The sequence below is a fragment of the Micromonospora violae genome, from assembly GCF_004217135.1.
GTDB lineage: Bacteria > Actinomycetota > Actinomycetes > Mycobacteriales > Micromonosporaceae > Micromonospora > Micromonospora violae.
On sequence record NZ_SHKK01000001.1, the window covers coordinates 4,221,441 to 4,239,658 of the forward strand.

At 72.5% G+C, this 18,218-nt stretch carries 19 protein-coding genes; 5 read left to right on the plus strand and 14 right to left on the minus strand.

Going from position 1 to position 18,218, the window contains the following annotated elements:
• Positions 1-3: 3 nt before the first annotated feature.
• Complete coding sequence (gene recO / locus EV382_RS18615; protein WP_130403646.1) at positions 4-870, minus strand: DNA repair protein RecO; 867 nt, start codon at positions 868-870, stop codon at positions 4-6.
• A gap of 102 nt (positions 871-972) precedes the next feature.
• On the opposite strand from recO, the gene EV382_RS18620 reads away from it, so the two are divergent.
• A complete protein-coding gene (locus tag EV382_RS18620; protein WP_130403648.1) occupies positions 973-1,782 on the plus strand; it encodes a DUF4097 family beta strand repeat-containing protein in 810 nt (269 codons plus the stop codon).
• On the opposite strand, the gene EV382_RS18625 is transcribed toward EV382_RS18620, so the two are convergent.
• The 8 genes from EV382_RS18625 to EV382_RS18660 all read right to left on the minus strand — a co-directional run bounded on the left by EV382_RS18625 (position 1,769) and on the right by EV382_RS18660 (position 9,071).
• Positions 1,769-2,842 carry an acyltransferase family protein gene (locus tag EV382_RS18625; protein WP_130403650.1) on the minus strand — a complete coding sequence of 358 codons (1,074 nt, stop codon included), beginning with the start codon at positions 2,840-2,842 and terminating at the stop codon, positions 1,769-1,771. The genes EV382_RS18620 and EV382_RS18625 overlap by 14 nt on opposite strands.
• Before the next feature lie 127 nt (positions 2,843-2,969).
• Complete coding sequence (era, locus tag EV382_RS18630) at positions 2,970-3,866, minus strand: GTPase Era (protein WP_130408972.1); 897 nt, start codon at positions 3,864-3,866, stop codon at positions 2,970-2,972.
• A 5-nt stretch (positions 3,867-3,871) separates the two neighbouring features.
• Complete coding sequence (locus tag EV382_RS18635; RefSeq protein ID WP_130403652.1) at positions 3,872-4,258, minus strand: cytidine deaminase; 387 nt, start codon at positions 4,256-4,258, stop codon at positions 3,872-3,874.
• Positions 4,251-5,675, minus strand: a complete 1,425-nt coding sequence (locus EV382_RS18640) for a hemolysin family protein (protein ID WP_130403655.1) — start codon at positions 5,673-5,675, stop codon at positions 4,251-4,253. Before EV382_RS18640 ends, EV382_RS18635 begins: the two co-directional genes overlap by 8 nt.
• Entirely contained in the window at positions 5,651-6,124 is a 474-nt protein-coding gene (gene ybeY / locus EV382_RS18645; RefSeq protein WP_130403657.1) for an rRNA maturation RNase YbeY, read from the minus strand. The genes EV382_RS18640 and ybeY overlap by 25 nt, the downstream gene beginning before the upstream one ends.
• A gap of 15 nt (positions 6,125-6,139) precedes the next feature.
• Complete coding sequence (locus EV382_RS18650) at positions 6,140-7,198, minus strand: PhoH family protein (protein ID WP_130403659.1); 1,059 nt, start codon at positions 7,196-7,198, stop codon at positions 6,140-6,142.
• A 131-nt stretch (positions 7,199-7,329) separates the two neighbouring features.
• Positions 7,330-8,697 carry a serine hydrolase domain-containing protein gene (locus EV382_RS18655; RefSeq protein ID WP_244236751.1) on the minus strand — a complete coding sequence of 456 codons (1,368 nt, stop codon included), beginning with the start codon at positions 8,695-8,697 and terminating at the stop codon, positions 7,330-7,332.
• Between the two features lie 14 nt (positions 8,698-8,711).
• Positions 8,712-9,071, minus strand: a complete 360-nt coding sequence (locus EV382_RS18660; RefSeq protein WP_130403663.1) for a histidine triad nucleotide-binding protein — start codon at positions 9,069-9,071, stop codon at positions 8,712-8,714.
• 86 nt (positions 9,072-9,157) lie between these two features.
• Here EV382_RS18660 and EV382_RS18665 point away from each other — a divergent pair, with 86 nt between their 5' ends.
• On the plus strand, positions 9,158-9,919 hold the full coding sequence (locus tag EV382_RS18665; protein ID WP_130403665.1) for an SDR family NAD(P)-dependent oxidoreductase: 762 nt from the start codon (positions 9,158-9,160) through the stop codon (positions 9,917-9,919).
• A gap of 298 nt (positions 9,920-10,217) precedes the next feature.
• Here EV382_RS18665 and EV382_RS18670 read toward each other — a convergent pair whose 3' ends face one another.
• The 3 genes from EV382_RS18670 to hrcA form a co-directional block, all read right to left on the minus strand.
• The gene (locus tag EV382_RS18670; RefSeq protein ID WP_130403667.1) at positions 10,218-10,952 is read right to left on the minus strand and encodes a 16S rRNA (uracil(1498)-N(3))-methyltransferase; all 735 of its coding nucleotides are present in this window, start codon (positions 10,950-10,952) and stop codon (positions 10,218-10,220) included.
• A gap of 1 nt (position 10,953) precedes the next feature.
• Complete coding sequence (gene dnaJ, locus EV382_RS18675) at positions 10,954-12,099, minus strand: molecular chaperone DnaJ (protein ID WP_208758636.1); 1,146 nt, start codon at positions 12,097-12,099, stop codon at positions 10,954-10,956.
• A 71-nt stretch (positions 12,100-12,170) separates the two neighbouring features.
• Positions 12,171-13,193 (minus strand): heat-inducible transcriptional repressor HrcA, encoded by a 1,023-nt coding sequence (gene hrcA / locus EV382_RS18680; protein ID WP_130403671.1) that lies wholly within the window; start codon positions 13,191-13,193, stop codon positions 12,171-12,173.
• Positions 13,194-13,419: 226 nt separating this feature from the next.
• Between hrcA and EV382_RS18685 the strand changes: the two genes are divergently transcribed.
• On the plus strand, positions 13,420-14,046 hold the full coding sequence (locus tag EV382_RS18685; protein ID WP_208758444.1) for a DUF4870 domain-containing protein: 627 nt from the start codon (positions 13,420-13,422) through the stop codon (positions 14,044-14,046).
• Positions 14,047-14,112: 66 nt separating this feature from the next.
• Here EV382_RS18685 and hemW read toward each other — a convergent pair whose 3' ends face one another.
• Positions 14,113-15,336, minus strand: a complete 1,224-nt coding sequence (gene hemW / locus EV382_RS18690) for a radical SAM family heme chaperone HemW (RefSeq protein ID WP_208758637.1) — start codon at positions 15,334-15,336, stop codon at positions 14,113-14,115.
• Between the two features lie 19 nt (positions 15,337-15,355).
• On the opposite strand from hemW, the gene EV382_RS18695 reads away from it, so the two are divergent.
• Positions 15,356-16,144 carry an enoyl-CoA hydratase-related protein gene (locus EV382_RS18695; RefSeq protein ID WP_130403675.1) on the plus strand — a complete coding sequence of 263 codons (789 nt, stop codon included), beginning with the start codon at positions 15,356-15,358 and terminating at the stop codon, positions 16,142-16,144.
• A 37-nt stretch (positions 16,145-16,181) separates the two neighbouring features.
• Here the strand turns inward: EV382_RS18695 and EV382_RS18700 are convergent, their stop codons facing one another.
• Positions 16,182-16,946, minus strand: a complete 765-nt coding sequence (locus tag EV382_RS18700; RefSeq protein WP_130403677.1) for an SDR family NAD(P)-dependent oxidoreductase — start codon at positions 16,944-16,946, stop codon at positions 16,182-16,184.
• 320 nt (positions 16,947-17,266) lie between these two features.
• On the opposite strand from EV382_RS18700, the gene EV382_RS18705 reads away from it, so the two are divergent.
• Complete coding sequence (locus tag EV382_RS18705; protein ID WP_130403679.1) at positions 17,267-18,127, plus strand: hypothetical protein; 861 nt, start codon at positions 17,267-17,269, stop codon at positions 18,125-18,127.
• Positions 18,128-18,218 lie beyond the last annotated feature (91 nt).

Below are 18,218 nucleotides of genomic sequence, written 5' to 3' on the forward strand. Positions count from 1 at the left end.
CGGTCACTCCCTGTTCGCGCCGTCCGCCCCGGCCTCGACGCCGTCGTGTGGCCGGAGCACCACCGCCCCGGTGCCTTCCGGCGGCGAGGCGGTGCCGGCCGCCGAGGGACCCCGGTCGACCAGCGGCAGCGAGCGTAGCGCGCGCTCCAGGTGCCACTGCAGGTGCGCGGCGACCAGCCCACTGCATTCCCGACGTACGGCGGTGTCGGTGGCGTCGGCGATCACCCAGTCGCCGGTGGTGAGCGCGGACATCAGATCGATGGTGGCCGGCGCGGGATGAGCCGCACCGGGTGGCCGACAATCCGGGCAGACGGTGCCGCCGGCCGGCACCGAGAACGCCCGGTGTCGCCCGGTCGTGCCGCAGACCGCGCAGGCGACCAGCGCGGGCGCCCAGCCGGCCAGGGACATCCCGCGCAGCAGGTACGCGTCGAGCACCAGGGTGGTGGCGTGCTCGCCCCGGGACAGCGCCTTCAGCGCGCCGACGGTGAGCTGGAACAGCCGCAGCGACGGTTCCCGTTCCACCGGGGTCAGCCGCTCGGCGGTCTCGGCGATCGCGCTGGCCGCCGTGTAGCGCGGGTAGTCACCCAGGAACCGTTTGCCGTACAGGTCGATGCCCTCGACCTGGCTGATGGTGTGCAGGGAGCTGCCGTGATTGCCCTTCGGGTCACCGGCGAGCTGGAGGTCGACGTGGCCGAACGGCTCCAGCCGGGCGCCGAACTTGCTGGTGGTGCGGCGGATCCCGCGGGCCACCGCACGCAGCCGGCCGTGCCGGCGGGTGAGCAGCGTGATGATCCGGTCGGACTCGCCGAGTTTCTGCACACGCAGCACCACCGCGTCGTCGCGGTAGAGCTGTCGGCGGTACCCGGCCATCGGGTCATTCTCCCTCGGGGTGTGAAATCAGGGTTGGTTCGGGGTGCAAGCGCGGTTGAACCCCGATGCGGCCGGCTCGTGCTCGGCCGTAGCGTGCTGGCCATGGCACTGCACCTGACCACCACCCCGCGCCGTCGTCGCGTCGTCACTCCCGTCGCGCTTGGGCTCGCCACCACCCTCATCGTGCTCGCTGGGTGCGACAACCTGTCGTTCCGCCGCCTCGACTACGACAACACCGAGGCGGTCCAGATCACCACGATCCGGCTCTCCGGGAGCTCGGGCGACGTGGTGGTCCGCGGCACCGGCCCGGCGTCCGAGGTGCGGATCAAGCGGGTGGTGCGCTACCAGGGCGGTGAACCGGACAACACCCGGTACGAGATCAAGGGCAGCGAGCTGGTGCTGGACACCGACTGCGGCTCGCGGTGCAGCGTCTCCTACGAGGTGACGGTGCCGGAGGGGGTGTCGGTGCAGGGCGAGACCACCTCCGGCAACGTCGAGCTGACCCGGGTCGGCACCGTGGAGCTTCAGGTGACCTCGGGTGACGTACGGATCTCCGGCGCGTCGGGCGCGCTCGGGGTGGAGACCCGCTCCGGCAACATCGAGGTGAACGAGGCTGCCGCGGCGGTTCGGCTGCGCGCCTCGTCCGGAGATATCACCGCACGCCGGCTGGGCGGCACTGTCGACGCCGAAGCCCGCTCCGGCAATGTCAACGTCGAACTGGACCAGCCCGCCTCGGCCCGGGTCCACGCCTCCAGCGGCGACGTCACGCTGCTGGTGCCGCGGGGCAGCTACCGGGTCCGGTCCAACGCCGACTCCGGTGACGAGACCGTCACCGTCGTGGACAACCCTGCCGCGTCCCTGGTGCTCGACGGTTCGGCCAAGAGCGGCAACCTCACGATCAGCGAGCGTTGATCTCGACGCTGGCCGCTTCCCCGGCCACCCGCTGCGCCGGCACCACCGCTGGTCCGCCGGTCGTCCCGCCTCCGGGGATCAGCTCCGGGCGGCGGCGGGCGGCGACGTCCTCGACCCAGCCGACGGCCAGGGTGACCAGCCCGACCAGGGCGAAGACCAGCAGCACCCGGATGGCCAGGCCCACCGGGTCCTGGTGGGACCAGCCCACCACGTCGACCAGTGGGGTGAGCGCCACCACGAACGGCATGTGCCAGAGGTAGACGGTGAGCGCCCGCCGGTTGAGCACGGTCACCGCCCGGTCGGCCAGTCGGCTCCGGCTCAGCCAGGCGATCCCGGCCGGTGCCCGACCCAGCACGATCAGGATGAACGCGGCCGACCAGAGGGCGTTGCCCAGGTGGTTGTCGTTGAGGTCGTACCCGCGCGGGCCGGGGTGCGCGATGATCCAGGCGCCGCCGGCCACGGCGAGGGCGGCGGCCACGGGGTACAGCAGCCGGTTGGAGAGCCGACGCAGCATCCCGGCGTGGTGGGCGAAGCCGAGCAGCCAGGCTCCGAAGTAGAGCCCGAACTCGCGCAGCACCGACGGCGCCGGGTAGATCCCCACCTCGATCGTCACCAGCAGCAGGTACGGGGCGAGCAGGGTCGGCAGCGGGGCACGCCGGAACAGCCACCACGCGACCGGCGAGGCGAACACGAACCACAGGTAGTCGCGCAAATACCAGATGACGCTCAACGCCAGCGCCCCCCAGTGGTTGGCCGGCGGGTCGGCGACCGGGAACAGCCACAGCAGCACCCGAGGGCTCACCGGCAGCCCGGTGAACAGCATGGCCGGTACGAAGACCACCGCGACCACCCACAGCGACGGCAGCAGCCGCCGCAGCCGACGCCCCACCGCCGCCGGTCCGGCGCGGGTCAGCGACGCGGCCATCAGTGAGCCCGCCAGCGCGAACATCACCGACATGGCAGGGAAGACGAGGGTGAGGGTCGCCCATCCGGTGACGTGGTAGACCACCACTCGAACGATGGCCAGGGAACGGAGAAGATCGAGGTACCTGTTGCGCATCAGCCTGCATCTGGGTCGGGGACGCCGGGTACAACCTACCTACCCGGTGTGGGGCGGCCACCAAACGACCCCGACCTCAACCGACCAAAGGTGGACATACCGCCGGTCGGCACCCCGATGAGCTGGGTCAGAAGCCCAGCTTGCGCAGTTGCCTCGGGTCGCGCTGCCAATCCTTCGCAACCCGCACGTGCAGGTCGAGGTAGACGCGACCCCCGAGCAGTTCCTCGATCTGCTTACGGGCGGTGGTGCCGACCTCCTTGAGCCGACTCGCCTTGTGCCCGAGCACGATGGCCTTCTGGCTGGGCCGCTCCACGTACAGGTCGGCGTAGATCTTCATGACCTGACCCTCGGGGATCATCTCCTCCACCACCACGGCGATGGAGTGCGGCAGTTCGTCGCGGACCCCCTCCAGGGCGGCCTCGCGGATCAGCTCGGCGACCAGCACCTGCTCGGGATCATCGGTGAGCATGTCGTCCGGGTAGAGCTGCGGCGACGGCGGCAGGTAACTGGTCATCACGTCGACGAGCGTGTCCACCTGATGCCCGGCCACCGCGCTCACCGGCACGATCTCGGCGAACTCCCCCATCTTGCTGACCGCGAGCAGTTGCTCAGCCAGTTGGCGCTTGTCCACCAGGTCGGTCTTGGTGACCACCGCCAGCACGGTCGCCTTCAGCCCGGCCAGCTCACCGGTGATGAACTTGTCACCGCGCCCGACCGGCTCGTTCGCGGGGATGCAGAGGCCGATCACGTCGACCTCGGTCCAGGTGGACCGGACCAGGTCGTTGAGGCGTTCGCCTAGCAGCGTCCGGGGGCGGTGCAGACCCGGCGTGTCGACGAGGACCAGCTGCGACTCCGGTCGGTGCAGCACCGCCCGGATGACGTGCCGGGTGGTCTGCGGCTTGTTCGAGGTGATGGCGATCTTGGTGCCGACGATGGCGTTGGTCAACGTCGACTTGCCGGCGTTGGGACGGCCGACGAAGCAGCCGAACCCGGCCCGGTACGGTCGCGCCTGCGGATCCTGCACCGGGCTCACTGGGTCACCGTGCCGAGGACCGTGCCATCCGGAGCGGCCACGTGGACGGGGGCGTCCGCCGCGAGGTCCCGCACCGCCGCGTGCCCGGCACCGTCCAGTGTCGACGCCTCGGTCACCACCACCGCGGCCTCCAGCCGACTCGCCCCGGCCGCCACGGCCGAGGCGACCGCCAACTGCAACGCGGTGAGCGTCAGCGACGGCAGCGCGACATTCGCCGCCGCGTACGTCCGGCCGTCCTGGTCACGGACCGCGGCGCCCTCCACAGCGCCGACGCGCGCGCGGGCTCCCCGGGCCAGGACGACGAGCTTGCCGTCCTCGGCGCTCAACGCGCCCGACGCGGTGGGGGTGGGCCGGGCGGCAGGCGCGGCGGGTGTGTCAGGCATCGGCGGGTTGCCTCTCGTCGTCTCGAAAGTTGTCTGTGTCGTCCCCGGGGCCGGCCTGCTCGCCGCGCCCCGCGGTGTCCTGCTCATGGCCCGGTTCCACCCGGCTGACCAGGACCGTGTCGATCCGGTTGCGTCGGCCGGTGGTGCCCTCGGCGACCAGGCGCAGACCGGCGACCTCGGCCTCGGCGCCCGGGATCGGCACCCGCCCCAGCGACTGCGCGAGCAGGCCGCCGACCGTCTCCACCTCGTCGGTGGGCAGGTCGGTGTCGAACATCTCGCCGAGGTTCTCCACCGGCAGGCGAGCGGTCACCCGCACCGAGGAGTCCGCCAGCCATTCGACCGGCGGGCGCTCGACATCGTACTCGTCGGTGATCTCACCGACGATTTCCTCCAGGATGTCCTCGATGGTGACCAGACCGCCGGTGCCGCCGTACTCGTCGACGACGATGACCAGGTGGTTGCGGGCCGCCTGCATCTCGGACAGCAGGTCGTCGACCGGCTTGGATTCCGGGACGAAGGTCGCCGGGCGCATCAGCTCGGCCACCGGCAACTGCTCGGCCCTCGGGTCCCCGCCACGGGAGCGCCGGATCAGGTCCTTGAGGTAGAGCACACCCAGCACGTCGTCGACGCTCTCGCCGATCACCGGGATGCGGGAGAAACCGGACCGCAGGAAGAGCGCCAGCGCCTGCGCCAGCGTCTTGCCCTCCTCGATCCACACCATCTCCGTACGGGGCACCATCACCTCACGGGCGATGGTGTCGCCGAGCGCGAAGACGGAGTGGATCATCTGGCGCTCGCCGTGCTCGACCACGCCGCGCTGCTCGGCCAGGTCGACCAGCTCCCGCAGCTCCACCTGGCTGGCGAACGGCCCTTCCCGGAAGCCGCGCCCCGGGGTGACCGCGTTGCCGATCAGGATCAGCAACGACGCGAGCGGGTTGAGCGCCCGGCCCAGCCAGCGGACCAGCGGCGCCACCGCACGACCCACGGCGTAGGCGTGCTGCCGGCCGATGGTGCGCGGGGCGACGCCTACCACCACGAAGCTGACGACGGTCATCGCGCCGGCGGTCACCAGCGCGGCCCGCCAACCGGCGCCGAAGCTGTCCACCGCGACGAGCGCCACCAGCGTGGTGGCGGTCAGCTCGGCGAGCAGCCGCAACAGCAGGAGCAGGTTGAGGTGCCGGACGACGTCGCCGGCGACGACCTGGAGGGTACGGGCGCCGCGCACACCGTCGCGGGCGAGCTCGGCGGCCCGGGCCGGTGAGACCGCGGCGAGGGCCGCCTCGGTCATGGCGATCAGGCCGGCCAACACCACCAGGCCGGCCGCGAAGACGATCAGCTGGAAGTCGGGAAGGCCGGCGGTAGGGCCGGCCGCCAGTAACGGAGAAGTGGACATCACTGGGTGCGGGTCGACCGCCAGCTCGCCAACAGTCGAGCCTGAAGGGCGAACATCTCCCGCTCCTCCTCCGGCTCGGCGTGGTCGTAGCCGAGCAGGTGCAGCACGCCGTGCACGGTGAGCAGGTGCAGCTCGTCGGCGGGCGTGTGCCCGGCGGTGGCCGCCTGCTTCGCCGCCACCTCCGGGCAGAGCACGATGTCGCCGAGCAGGGCGGGCTCGCCGCCGGCCGGAGCCGACTCACCCGGGCCGTGGTCGACGCTGCCCTCGTCCATGGGGAAGGCGAGCACGTCGGTCGGGCCGTCGCCACCCATCCAGCGGTGGTTCAGCTCGGTCATGTAGTCGATGTCGACCAGCAGCACGGACAGCTCGGCGAGGGGGTTGACCCCCATCTCGTCGAGGGCGTGGCGGGCGACGGCGAGCACGGCGTCGGTGTCGACGTCGATACCGGACTCGTTGGCGATCTCGATGGACAACTGCTTTCCTCTGCTTTAGCGGCGGCGGCCGGCCCGGCCGCCCTGGGCGGGTCGCCCGGGCACGGCGTGAACGCCCTGCGCCTGCTGATTCTCCCGCTCGGCGTCCCAGCGGGCGTACGCGTCGACGATCTCCCCGACCAGCCGGTGGCGGACCACGTCGGAGCTGGACAACTGGGAGAAGTGCACGTCCTCGACGTTTTCCAGGATCTCCCGGACTACCCGCAGGCCGCTGCTCGTCCCGCCGGGAAGGTCCACCTGGGTGATGTCACCGGTCACGACGATCTTGGAGTTGAAGCCGAGCCGGGTGAGGAACATCTTCATCTGCTCGGGCGTCGTGTTCTGCGCCTCGTCCAGGATGATGAACGCGTCGGAGAGCGTACGGCCCCGCATGTACGCCAGCGGGGCGACCTCGATCGTCCCCTGGGCCATCAGCTTCGGGATGGTCTCCGGGTCGAGCATCTCGTGCAGCGCGTCGTAGAGCGGGCGCAGGTACGGGTCGATCTTCTCGTTGAGCGTGCCGGGCAGGAAGCCCAGTCGCTCACCCGCCTCGACCGCCGGCCGGGTGAGAATGATCCGGTTGACCTGCTTGGCCTGCAACGCCTGGACGGCCTTCGCCATCGCCAGGTAGGTCTTTCCGGTGCCGGCCGGGCCGATGCCGAAGACGATGGTGTGGGTGTCGATCGCGTCGACGTACTTCTTCTGCCCGAGTGTCTTGGGACGGATGGTGCGCCCACGCCGAGAGAGGATGTTGAGTGTCAGGACCTCAGCGGGCCGCTCGGCGCTGCCCTGCTCGAGCATGCCGACGGTACGCCGGACGGCGTCAGTGGTCAGGGTCTCGCCTTTCTCGATGAGTTCGAGGAGCTCGCTGAAGACCCGCTCGGCCAGGGCGTTGTCCGCAGGGTCACCGGTGATGGTGATCTCGTTGCCACGGACGTGCACATCACTGTTGACCGAGCGTTCGACGAGTCGGAGGATCTCGTCGCCTGCGCCGAGCAGATTGACCATGATCTTCGGGTCGGGCACGGTGATCCTGGTCTGCACCCGGGGCGGGCCGGGAGGTGGGGTGCCGGTCATAGGTCGGGCCGAAGGGCCCTGCGCCACCTGCTCTCGATCTCGGCGCCGGCCTGCTGGCCTGGCGTGCGGACGTTACCCCCATCGTATCCGTTCAACGCGGGCCGTATCGCGCCCATTTCCGCTGGCCGCGATCAACTCCCGGCCCGGAAGTCGTACCGGTCGAAGGTCTCCTGGTGACGGGTGAACCGGTACGTCGCCCAGTGCATCCGGACCACCACGCCGGCCTCGTCCCGGGTCAGCCGCAGCAGCTCGCCGGCCTCCCGACCGGAGACCACCCGGAACACGTCCGGCTGGTCCGGCAACGGGGTGAAGATCGCCGGTGGACGTCCGGCCGGGTCACCGGCCCCGCGCGCCCGCAGGGCGCCGTCGTGCCAGGAGAAGACGTACTCGCTGCCCTCGCCCCACCAGCGGCCGAGCACACCCCGCAGGGCCGCCGGCGCGGGTGCGCCGGGTCGCCAGGGCTCGATCTCGGCCGGGTCGTGCTCGACCGCCGCGGCGAGCAGCCGGTGCGGCAGGTCGAGCAGGTCGGACGCGGTGCCGGACGAGCCGAGCACCGCCGCGCCCATCGCGCCGGCCGTGCCGTCACCTCCCCGGCGGCCGTACACCCCGGCGAGGAAGCCGGGCATCGCCCCGTCGTGCCCCACGTGCAGCACCCGCTCCCCCTGCGGGATCAGGATCAGCCCGAGCCCGAAGCCCGCGCCCCAGAGCGTCTCGTCGGTGGTGGTCAGCGGCCAGCGCATCTCGTCCAGAGTGGCCGGGGCGAGGACCGCGCCGGCCGGGTCCAGCGCCGCCGGGTCGGCCAGGAACGCCGCCCACCGGGCCATGTCGGTCGCGGTGCTCCAGAGCTGGGCGGCCGGCCCCACCGCGCCGAAGTCGGTCGGCGGTTCCGGGTGCGCCTCGTCGGAGTACGCGTCGACCAGGAAGCCGGTGGCCGCCGTCGGCCGTGGGGTCACGGTGGTGTCGGTCAGCCCCAGCGGCGTCAGGATCCGCTCGGTGAGCGCCTGCGCCCAGCTCCCGCCCCGCAGCCGGGCGACGAGGTGACCGAGGACGGCCAGCCCGAGGTTGGAGTAGTGGAACCGCCGGCCGGTCGGCAGTACCCGCTCGGCCCGGTCCAGCTCGGCGACCAGTTGGTCGGTGTCCGGTGCGCGCAGGGTGTCCCAGACGTCGCCGAACGGCTCGCGTTGCAGGCCACCGGTGTGTGACAGCAATCGGCGTACGGTCAGCTCGCCGTGCGCCGGCAGGTCCAGGTGCCGGCCCACCGGGTCGTCCAGGTCCAGCAGCCCGTCGTCGCGACACTGCAGGACCAGCACCGCGGTGAACGTCTTGGTCACCGAGCCGATCCGGAACTGGGTGCCCGGCCCCAACGGGCTGTCGGTGCCGGTCTCGCCGACGGTGCAGCTCCAGAGCGGCCGGTCGGCCCGGTGCAGCGCCACCGACACCGCCGGCACCCGGGCTTCAGCCTGCACCCGGCGGACCAACCGGCCCAGGCGCTCATCCACAGCGTCGCCTGCCGTCACGTCAGGTCCCGGGCGAGCATCGGGCCGAGCGGCGCGCCACCGAGCAGGTGGGCGTGCACGTGGAACACCTCCTGCCCGCCGTACGCACCGGTGTTGAACATCAGCCGGAAACCGTCGCCGAGCAGGCCCTCGTCCTCGGCCACGGCGGCGGACGTGGCCAGCACGTCGGCGGCCAGCGCCGGGTCACCCTGGGCGAGCGTGGCGACGTCGGCGTAGTGCTCCTTCGGAATGACCAGGACGTGCACCGGCGCCTTCGGGTCGATGTCGCGGAAGGCGAGCGTGGTCTCGGTCTCCCGGACCACGGTGGCCGGGATCTCCCCGGCGACGATGCGGCAGAACAGGCAGTCGGATCCCATCCGGGCAGTGTAAGGAGGGTGCGTGGCGGCGCGGCGTGCGCGGCCGGCCTGTTCGCACGGAGGACGGCTGAGGCAGGATGGCCGGCATGACGGATCGGGCGGTACTCGTGACCGGGGCCTCGCGTGGGATCGGCCGCGCGGTGGCGGAGGCGTTCGCGGCCAGCGGCGACCGGGTGGCCATCCACCACCGCGACTCGGCCGACGCGGCTGAGCACCTGCGCGCGCAGCTACCCGGCACCGGGCACATGGTGGTCCGCGCCGACCTCACCGATCCGGACGCGGTCCGGGTCATGGTCGACCGGGCCGCCGAACTGCTCGGCGGGTTGGACGTGCTGGTCAACAACGCCGGGACGTACGGCGACCGCGACGACCCGCATCCGATCTTCGGTGCCTCGTACGAGGAGTGGCAGCAGCGCTGGCGGCAGGTGCTGGAGACCAACCTGACCGGTGCCGGCAACGTCATCTGGTGCGCCGCCCAGCACATGCGCGAACGCGGCGGACGGATCGTCAACATCTCGTCCCGCGGCGCGTTCCGCGGCGAGCCGCACCAACCGGCGTACGGCGCCAGCAAGGCCGGGCTGAACGCGCTGGGCCAGTCCCTCGCCGTGGCGCTCGCGCCGTACGGCATCGCGGTCGCCACCGTCGCGCCGGGCTTCGTGGCGACCGACATGGTCACCGAGTACCTGCGCGGCGAGGAGGGCGCGGCGATCCGGGCGCAGAGCCCGTTCGACCGGGTGGGTAAACCGGAGGAGATCGCCGCCGCCGTGCACTGGTTGGCCTCGCCGCAGGCCGAGTGGGCCTCCGGCACGATCGTCGACCTCAACGGCGCCTCGTACCTGCGCAGCTGACCTCGCGACCCAGGCCCGGTGCGGCGTTCACCGACGGTCCGGGCGGTGCGCTGCGCCTCCTGCGGGCGGACGGCGGATACCACGTTGAGCGTGATGCCTGTCAGTCATCTTGATGACTGACAGGCATCACGCTCACAGGCGTGGGCGGCTCCGATCCGCCCGAACCACCGGCCCGCGAGCCGCGCCACAGCGGCCGAAGCGCACGCGGGCCCAGGCTGGCGGCCGAAACGAGCGGCCGGCCAGGCTGGCGGCCGAAGCGAGCAGCGGCCCAGGGTGGCGTCGGGTCGGCGGTGGCCGGCTACCAGCGGCCGAGGCGGGTGGCGAGCACGCTCAGCGCCGCCACCCCGGCGGTCGAGGTGCGCAGCACGGCCGGCCCGAGGCGTACGGGTCGCCCGCCGGCCTCGGCGAAGGCGGTCAGCTCGGCCGGGGCGATCCCGCCCTCCGGGCCGACCACCAGGACGATCTCCCCGGTGGTGGGCAGTTCGGCGGTGGTGAGCCGGTCCTCGGCCTCCTCGTGCAGCACGAACCCGGCGGCGGCACCGGCGATCCGGCGGGCCACCGTGGCGGTGGACTCGTCCGGCGCACCGGCCACCACCGGCAGCCACGGCCGGCGGGCCTGCTTGGCCGCCTCCCGGGCGGTGGCCACCCACTTCTCCCGGGCGCGTACGCCCCGGTCGCCGCGCCACTGGGTCACCGAGCGCGAAGCCGCCCAGGGCACGATCTCGTCGACCCCGACCTCGGTCATCGCCTGCACGGCCAGTTCGCCCCGGTCGCCCTTGGCGATGCCCTGCACGGTCACCAGGCGGGGTACCGGAGCGTCCGCGTACCCCCGGGAGGTGATGGCGGCCTCCAGGCTGCCCCGGCCGACGGCCGTGACCACGGCGGCGGCCGTGCCGCCTCGCCCGTCGGCGAGCAGCAGCTCCTCGCCGACGCGCAGCCGCTGCACGGTGGCGGCGTGGTGCCCCTCCGGGCCGTCCAGGGTCAACGCGTCGCCGGTGGGCAGCGCCTCGACCAGGAACAGCGGTGCGGACACCTCAGGCGTGCCCGTTGAACGCGTCGCGCATCCGGGAGAAGAAGCCGCCCTGCTTGGACAGCTCGGCGACCTCTTCACCACGAGTCTTGGCGAAGTCGCGCAGCATCTTCTCCTGGTCCGGGTCGAGCTTGGTCGGCGTCCGCACGTCCAGGTGCACGTAGAGGTCGCCTCGGCCGGTGCCGCGTAGGTGCGGCACCCCCCGGGCGCGCAGGCGCAGTGTGCTGGCCGGCTGGGTGCCGGCCTTGACGTCGACGGTCTCCTCGCTGTCCAGCGTCTTGATGGTCAACCGGGTGCCCAGCGCCGCGGCCGTCATCGGCACGGTGACCCGGCAGTGCAGGTCGTCGCCCTTGCGGGAGTACACGTCGTGCGGGCGCTCGTGGATCTCCACGTAGAGGTCACCGGCGGTGCCGCCACCGGGGCCCACCTCGCCCTGCTGGGCCAGCCGGATCCGCATGCCGTCCTCGACCCCGGCCGGGATCTTGACGGTCAGCGAGCGGCGGGTACGCACCCGACCGTCACCGGCGCAGGTGGGGCAGGGGTGCGGGATGGTGGTGCCGTAGCCCTGGCACACGGTGCACGGCCGGGCGGAGACCACCTGGCCGAGGAAGGTGCGCTGCACCGACTGCACCTCGCCCCGACCGGCGCACGCCTCGCAGGTCGCCAGGTGCGTGCCGGCGGCCGTGCCGGCCCCGGAGCAGGTGGTGCAGAGCACCGCGGTGTCGACGGTGATCGGCGCCTCGACGCCGAACGCGGTCTCGTGCAGGTCGAGTTCGAGCCGCAGGATCGCGTCGGCGCCCGGCCGGGTACGCGGCCGTGGGCCACGGGCGCCACCGCCGGCGCCGCCGAAGAACGCGTCCATGATGTCCTGGAAACCGACGAACGGGCCGGCGCCGCCAGGACCGCCCGGGCCTCCGGCGCCGCCGCCACCCGGGGCGAGCGGGTCGCCACCCAGGTCGACGATCTGCCGCTTGCGATCGTCCGAGAGGACCTCGTACGCGGCGTTGATGTCCTTGAACTTCTCCTGAGCCTCCGGGTCCGGATTGACGTCCGGGTGGAACTGGCGTGCCAGCTTGCGGTAGGCGCGCTTGATCTCGTCATCGGAGGCTTCCCGGCTCACACCGAGAATGCCGTAGTAGTCCCTGGCCACTGCGTTCCGTGTCCTCATGTTCGTCTCGCGTTGCGCCGATCCGGCAGCCGCCGGCCGTCGGCCCTGACTGGTCAGTTCTGGGCCAGCAACTCGCCCACGTAGCGTGCCACGGCGCGCACCGTGGCGATGTTGCCGGGGTAGTCCATCCGGGTGGGCCCCAGCACCCCCAGACCACCGACGATCGTCGCGCCCGGACCGTAGCCGGTGCTGACCACCGAGGCGGCCCGCAGGTTGTCGAACTCGTTCTCGTCGCCGATCAGCACCCGGGTCGTGCTCGGCTCGGTCTCGCCGATGAGCTTGAGGAGCACGACCTCCTCCTCCAGCGCTTCGAGGATCGGCCGCAGGGAACCCTGGAAGTCGAGCAGGCCACCCCGGGTGAGGTTCGCGGTGCCGGCCAGCGCGATGCGTTCCTCGTGCCGCTCGACGAGCGTCTCCAGGAGCACCGTGGAGAGCATCGTCATCATCGGCCGCAGCTGGGCCGGTGCCTCCTCGACCAGCGCCTGCACCAGTGGCGGTGTGTCGGACAGCCGGGCCCCGGCCAGCTTCTCGTTGACCAGCCGACGCAGGTCGGTGACGTCGTCGGCGGGCACCGGGCCGGGCAGCTCCACCAGCCGCTGCTCCACCCGCCCGGTGTCGGCGATCATGACGAGCATCAGCCGGGTGGTGGAGATCGGCACCAGCTCCAGGTGACGGACCGAGGAGCGGGCCAGCGACGGGTACTGCACGACGGCGACCTGCCGGGTCAGCTGGGCGAGCAGCCGCACTGTGCGGTGCACCACGTCGTCGAGGTCGACCGCGCCGACCAGGAAGCGCTCGATGGCCCGACGCTCGGCCGGGCTGAGCGGCTTGACCCGGGACAACCGGTCGACGAAGAGGCGGTAACCACGGTCGGTGGGCACCCGGCCGGCACTGGTGTGCGGCTGCCGGATGTAGCCCTCCTCCTCCAACACGGCCATGTCGTTGCGGACCGTGGCCGGGGAGACCCCGAGCTGGTGCCGCTCGACCAGCGCCTTGCTGCCGACCGGCTCCTGGGTGGAGACGTAGTCTTCGACGATGGCGCGGAGCACGGCGAGTTTCCGGTCGTCGAGACCCATCCTCCGCACCTCCTGTCGCACGTCGGCCGCCGGCACCCTGGGCCGGTCGAGCCGTCCTGGCACTCGACTGTAGCGAGTGCCAGTCTACGTCGGCGGGCCCGCCGACGCGATGATCAACGGCCACCCGTCGGTGCGGCCCGCGCCACCCCGCTGGGCTGATCGGCCCCCCACGGCCCGGCGGTGTCGCTCTGGTGCGGCGTTGCCCCGGGCCCCTACCGTGACAACCATGACTGAACCTCCTCGCCCTCCCGGCTCGGGCGACCCCGGCAACTACCCGCCGGAGCCCACCTCCCCGGGCCCGTCCCCATCGACCGAGCCGCCCACCGCACCACTGTCCGGGGCACCCGGCCCGGCCGGCTATCCCCCGCCCGGTGGCTATCCGCCGCCCACCGGTGACCAACCGCCGTCAGGTGGCTACCCTCCGGCAGGCGGTTATCCCCCGCCCGGTGGCTACCCCCCGCCCGGCGGCTACCCGCCCGGTGGGGCCTACGGCGGCCCCGGCGGCGGCTACGCCAACAACGACGACAAGACCTGGGCGCTGGTCGCGCACTTCGGCGGCGCCGCCGGCGCACTGATCAGCTTCGGCCCGCTGGGCTTCGTCGCCCCGCTCGTCGCCTACCTGGCCCGCGGCCAGCAGTCGCCGACCGTCCGGGCGCACGCCCTCGCCGCGCTGAACTTCCAGATCCTCTGGTCGATCATCGCGTTCGTGCTGCTCTTCGTGAGCTGGTGCCTGCTCTTCCTGCCCAGCATCGCCGTCGTGGTGATCCAGATCCTGTTCGGGATCATCGCCGGCATCAAGGCCAACGAGGGCACCCCGTACCGCTACCCGATGTCGGCCAACTTCATCAAGTGACCCGGGCCGGCCGCTCCCCCGGCCGGCCCGGTTCACCACCGGCCGCACCGGGGGCGGCGGGTCTCGTCAGGGCAGCAGATCGCGGACGACCGCGTCGGCGAGCAGCCGCCCGCGCAGGGTGAGCACCGCCCGGCCGGCGGCGTACTCGTCGGCGGCCAGCAGGCCGTCGGCCAACGCCCGCTCGGCCCCGGCCCGCCCGGTGGCGTCGAGCACCGCGAGCGGGAGGCCACTGGCCAGCCGGAGCCGGAGCATCACGTCCTCCATGTGCGCCTCGTCGACCGTGAGCACCTCCCGGGCCAGGCCGGGAGACGCGCCGGCAGTCAACCGCTGGGCGTACGCCGAGGGGTGTTTCACGTTCCACCAGCGCACCCCGCCGACGTGGCTGTGCGCCCCCGGCCCGAGCCCCCACCAGTCCGCGCCGGTCCAGTAGAGCAGGTTGTGCCGGCAGCGGGCCTGCTCGGTGCGGGCCCAGTTGGAGACCTCGTACCAGGAGAGCCCGGCCGCGTCGAGCGCGGCCTCCGCGGCCAGGTAGCGGTCCGCGGCCACGTCGTCGCTGGGGTACGCCAGCTCGCCGCGCCGCATCCGGGCGGCGAGCCGGGTGCCGTCCTCGACGATCAGGGCGTACGCGCTGACGTGGTCCACCCCGGCGGCGACGACCTGCTCCAGCGAGGCGGCGAAGTCCTCGGCCCGCTCCCCCGGGGTGCCGTAGATCAGGTCCAGGTTGACGTGCTCGAATCCGGCGTCGCGCGCCTCCAGGGCGGCGGCGGTGGCCCGGCCGGCGCTGTGTTTGCGGTCCAGGATCGCCAGCACCCCCGGGGAGGCCGACTGCATGCCCAGCGAGATCCGGGTGTAGCCGGCGGCCCGCAGCTGCTTCAACGATTCCGGGGTGACCGACTCCGGGTTGGCCTCGGTGGTCACCTCGGCGTCGGCGGCCAGCCCCCAGGTGCGGTCGATGCCGTCGAGGATGCGGGCCAGGTCGTCGGCGGGGAGCAGGGTGGGCGTGCCGCCGCCGACGAAGACGGTGTCGACCCGGGGCGGCGGGTTGTCGCCGAGCACCCGGGCGGCGAGCGTCAGCTCGGCCAGGACGGTGTCGGCGTACCCCTCGCGGCTCGCGCCGCCGCCCAGTTCGGCGGCGGTGTAGGTGTTGAAGTCGCAGTAGCCGCACCGGCTGGCGCAGAACGGCACGTGCACGTACACGCCGAAGCCGCGCGCGCCGACCGTCGCGGTGGCGGTGGCGGGCAACGAACCGTCGACGGGGACGGTCTCACCATCTGGAAGGACGCCGGGCATGGCCACTAGTGTGCCCGGCATGACCTCTCCCGACGTCCTCGTGCGGGTCGCCACGGCCCGTGGGGTGACCACCCTCACCCTGGACAGCCCGCACAACCGCAACGCGCTCTCCACCGGCCTGATGACCCAACTGCTGGCCGGGCTGGCGGACGCGGTCGCCGACGAGGCGGTCCGGGTGATCGTGCTGGACCACACCGGCCCGGTCTTCTGCTCGGGCGCGGACCTGAAGGAGACCGCTGCGGCGTACGCCAGCGGGACGGTGCCGGCCGGCATGCTGGGCGACGTACTGGAGGCGCTCTGGGAGTGCCCGAAGCCAGTGCTGGCCCGGGTCGGCGGGCCGGCGCGCGCCGGTGGGCTGGGCCTGATCGCCGCCGCCGACCTCGCGGTCTGCGCCGATGAGGCCACGTTCGCGTTCACCGAGGTACGGATCGGGGTGATCCCGGCGGTGATCTCGGCGACCGTGCTGCCCCGGCTGCATCCCCGCGCCGCCGCCGAGCTGTACCTGACCGGGGACACGTTCGACGGTCGCCGGGCCGCCGCGATCGGCCTGGTCACCGCCTCGGTCCCGGCGGACGGGCTGGACGACGCGGTACGCGGCTACTGCGACTCGCTGGTGCGCGGCGCGCCCGGGGCGCTGGCCGGCGCGAAGGAGCTGCTGCGCCGACCGGGCACCGCTGAGCTCCGCGCTGACCTGGCGCGGCTCTCCGCCGTCTCGACCGGCTACTTCCTGTCCGACGAGGGGCGCGAGGGGGTCATGGCCTTCCGCGAGCGTCGAGCGGCACGGTGGGTGCCCGCCCTCGACGACTGACGGTCGGGGCGCCGCCGCGGCGGCGCCCCAGGTCGGGTCACCAGGCGGTGGCGCCGCCGTCGACCGGGTAGTTCGCCCCGGTGATGTACGACGCCCGGTCGGACGCGAGGAAGACGACCAGTTCGACGACCTCCTCGGGGCGCGCGAAGCGCTTGAGCAGCGTCTTGGCCGTGATCGCGTCGCGCGCCTCCTGGTTGTCACCGAGGTCACGTTCGCTGGCCGGGGTGAGGGTGGGCCCGGGGCTGACCGCCACCGCGCGGATCCCGTGGGGCGCGCCTTCGAGCGCGAGTTGTCGCGTCATGCCGATGATGCCGGCGTTCGCGGCGGTGTGACCGACCATCGGCGGGACGTGGCCGCCGATCATCCCGGCCATGGAGGCGGCGCTGATGATGACACCGCCACCGCGCCGGACCAGGTGCGGCCAGGCGAACTTCGACACGAAGTATGGAATGTCGAGTTCTCCGGTGATGGTGTAGCGCCAGTCCGCCACGGAGTAGTCGGGCATCGGCCCGAAGCGGAGCGCGGCCGCGTTGTTGTAGACCACGTCGAGCCCGCCGTAGGCGGCGGCAGCGTCGTCGACGAGCCTGCGTACCTGCTCGGGGTCGGTGAGGTCGACCGGGGCGATGCCGGTCATCTCGCCGCCGGCGCGGCGGACGAGTGCGACCGTCTCGTCGTTGCCGGCGACCTGGAGGTCGGCCCCGACGACCTTCGCGCCCTCGCGGGCGAAGGTGAGCGCCGCGACGCGGCCCAGGCCGCCACCGGTGCCGGTGATCAGTACGACCTTGCCATCCAGCGTTCCCATGGAACCCTCCTCCTGAAGCGACCTATGCGCCCGGTATGGGTGGTAGGTCGGATTGATATGTCAACCGCTTCAAGTCCTGGACCGGTCAATCGCTTCCCGCTCCCGGCTACCCGGTGACGTGCACGACAGCGCGGCACCGGGTCGGGTGACAGCACAAAGCGACAGGTGAGATCGCGGCCGAAGCGGGAACGTCGCCAACCGGGACACGACAGCGAAGCCGACCCCGAACCGGCCGGAGTCGGCCCGGCTGGACCCGAACCGCTCGGACGACCCGGAGAGGCTCCGCGGGGACGTACGCTTGGCGGACTGTCGATCTGGGGGTGTGGGTGCGAACTCGGGCAACCGTGGCGGGTGGAGTGGTGCTCATCCTCGTCGCCGTGATCGCGATCTGGCTCGTCGTACGGCAGGTCGGCGACAACCTCACGTTGCCGCTGGTGGCACGGAAGTGCACAGTGCAGGCCGACGGACGGGTCGCGCTGGACGCCGACCAGATGGCCAACGCGGCGACCATCGCGGCGATCGGCGCGAAGCGCGGAATGCCCGAACGGGCCGTGGTCGTCGCGCTCGCCACCGCGTACCAGGAGTCCGGTCTGCGCAACCTCGCCGACGGCGACCGTGACTCGGTCGGCCTGTTCCAGCAGCGGCCGAGCCAGGGCTGGGGCACCCCGGCGCAGATCCGCGACCCGCGCTACGCGGCCAACCGGTTCTACGCCGCCCTCAAGAAGGTGCGCGGCTGGGAGAAGATGCGGGTCACCGACGCCGCCCAGCGGGTGCAGCGCTCGGCGTTCCCCGAGGCGTACCAGAAGTGGGCTGACGACTCCGAGGTGCTCAGCCGGGCCCTGCTCGGCGATGCCAGCGGCGCGGTCGCCTGCACGGTGGGGCGTACCCCGGCGATGCGCGGAGCGGCGGCGGCCGCGCAGCTGACCCGCAACCTGGTGCTGGACTGGGGGCTGAAGGGCACCGACCCGACCGACCCGACCGGCCTGGCGGTGACCCCGGGCGACCAGCGCGACGGCTGGCGGTACGCGCACTGGCTGGTGTCGCACGCCCAGGACCACGGGGTGAAGCGGGTCCGCTTCGGCGACCTGGAGTGGACCGCCCGCGACGGCTCGTGGGGCCGGGTGAACGGCCAGCAGAACCCCGCCGGCCAGGTGGTGGCCGAGGTGTTCAACGAGGGCTGATCGACCCGGATCTCTTAACCGGCAGTCACCGCACAATCGGGCAACGAGCAGCAAATCGCTCTATTGATCACGCAGATCTCACTCTGTGCGT

Coding starts and splice junctions, on each gene's coding strand:
- EV382_RS18695 (WP_130403675.1), top strand. CDS start 15,356: ATGACCTCTCCCGACGTCCTCGTGCGGGTCGCCACGGCCCGTGGGGTG.
- hrcA (WP_130403671.1), bottom strand. CDS start 13,193: ATGGGTCTCGACGACCGGAAACTCGCCGTGCTCCGCGCCATCGTCGAA.
- EV382_RS18650 (WP_130403659.1), bottom strand. CDS start 7,198: ATGACCGGCACCCCACCTCCCGGCCCGCCCCGGGTGCAGACCAGGATC.
- EV382_RS18665 (WP_130403665.1), top strand. CDS start 9,158: ATGACGGATCGGGCGGTACTCGTGACCGGGGCCTCGCGTGGGATCGGC.
- EV382_RS18685 (WP_208758444.1), top strand. CDS start 13,420: ATGACTGAACCTCCTCGCCCTCCCGGCTCGGGCGACCCCGGCAACTAC.
- EV382_RS18660 (WP_130403663.1), bottom strand. CDS start 9,071: ATGGGATCCGACTGCCTGTTCTGCCGCATCGTCGCCGGGGAGATCCCG.
- recO (WP_130403646.1), bottom strand. CDS start 870: ATGGCCGGGTACCGCCGACAGCTCTACCGCGACGACGCGGTGGTGCTG.
- EV382_RS18625 (WP_130403650.1), bottom strand. CDS start 2,842: ATGCGCAACAGGTACCTCGATCTTCTCCGTTCCCTGGCCATCGTTCGA.
- EV382_RS18635 (WP_130403652.1), bottom strand. CDS start 4,258: ATGCCTGACACACCCGCCGCGCCTGCCGCCCGGCCCACCCCCACCGCG.
- EV382_RS18620 (WP_130403648.1), top strand. CDS start 973: ATGGCACTGCACCTGACCACCACCCCGCGCCGTCGTCGCGTCGTCACT.
- EV382_RS18700 (WP_130403677.1), bottom strand. CDS start 16,946: ATGGGAACGCTGGATGGCAAGGTCGTACTGATCACCGGCACCGGTGGC.
- hemW (WP_208758637.1), bottom strand. CDS start 15,336: ATGCCCGGCGTCCTTCCAGATGGTGAGACCGTCCCCGTCGACGGTTCG.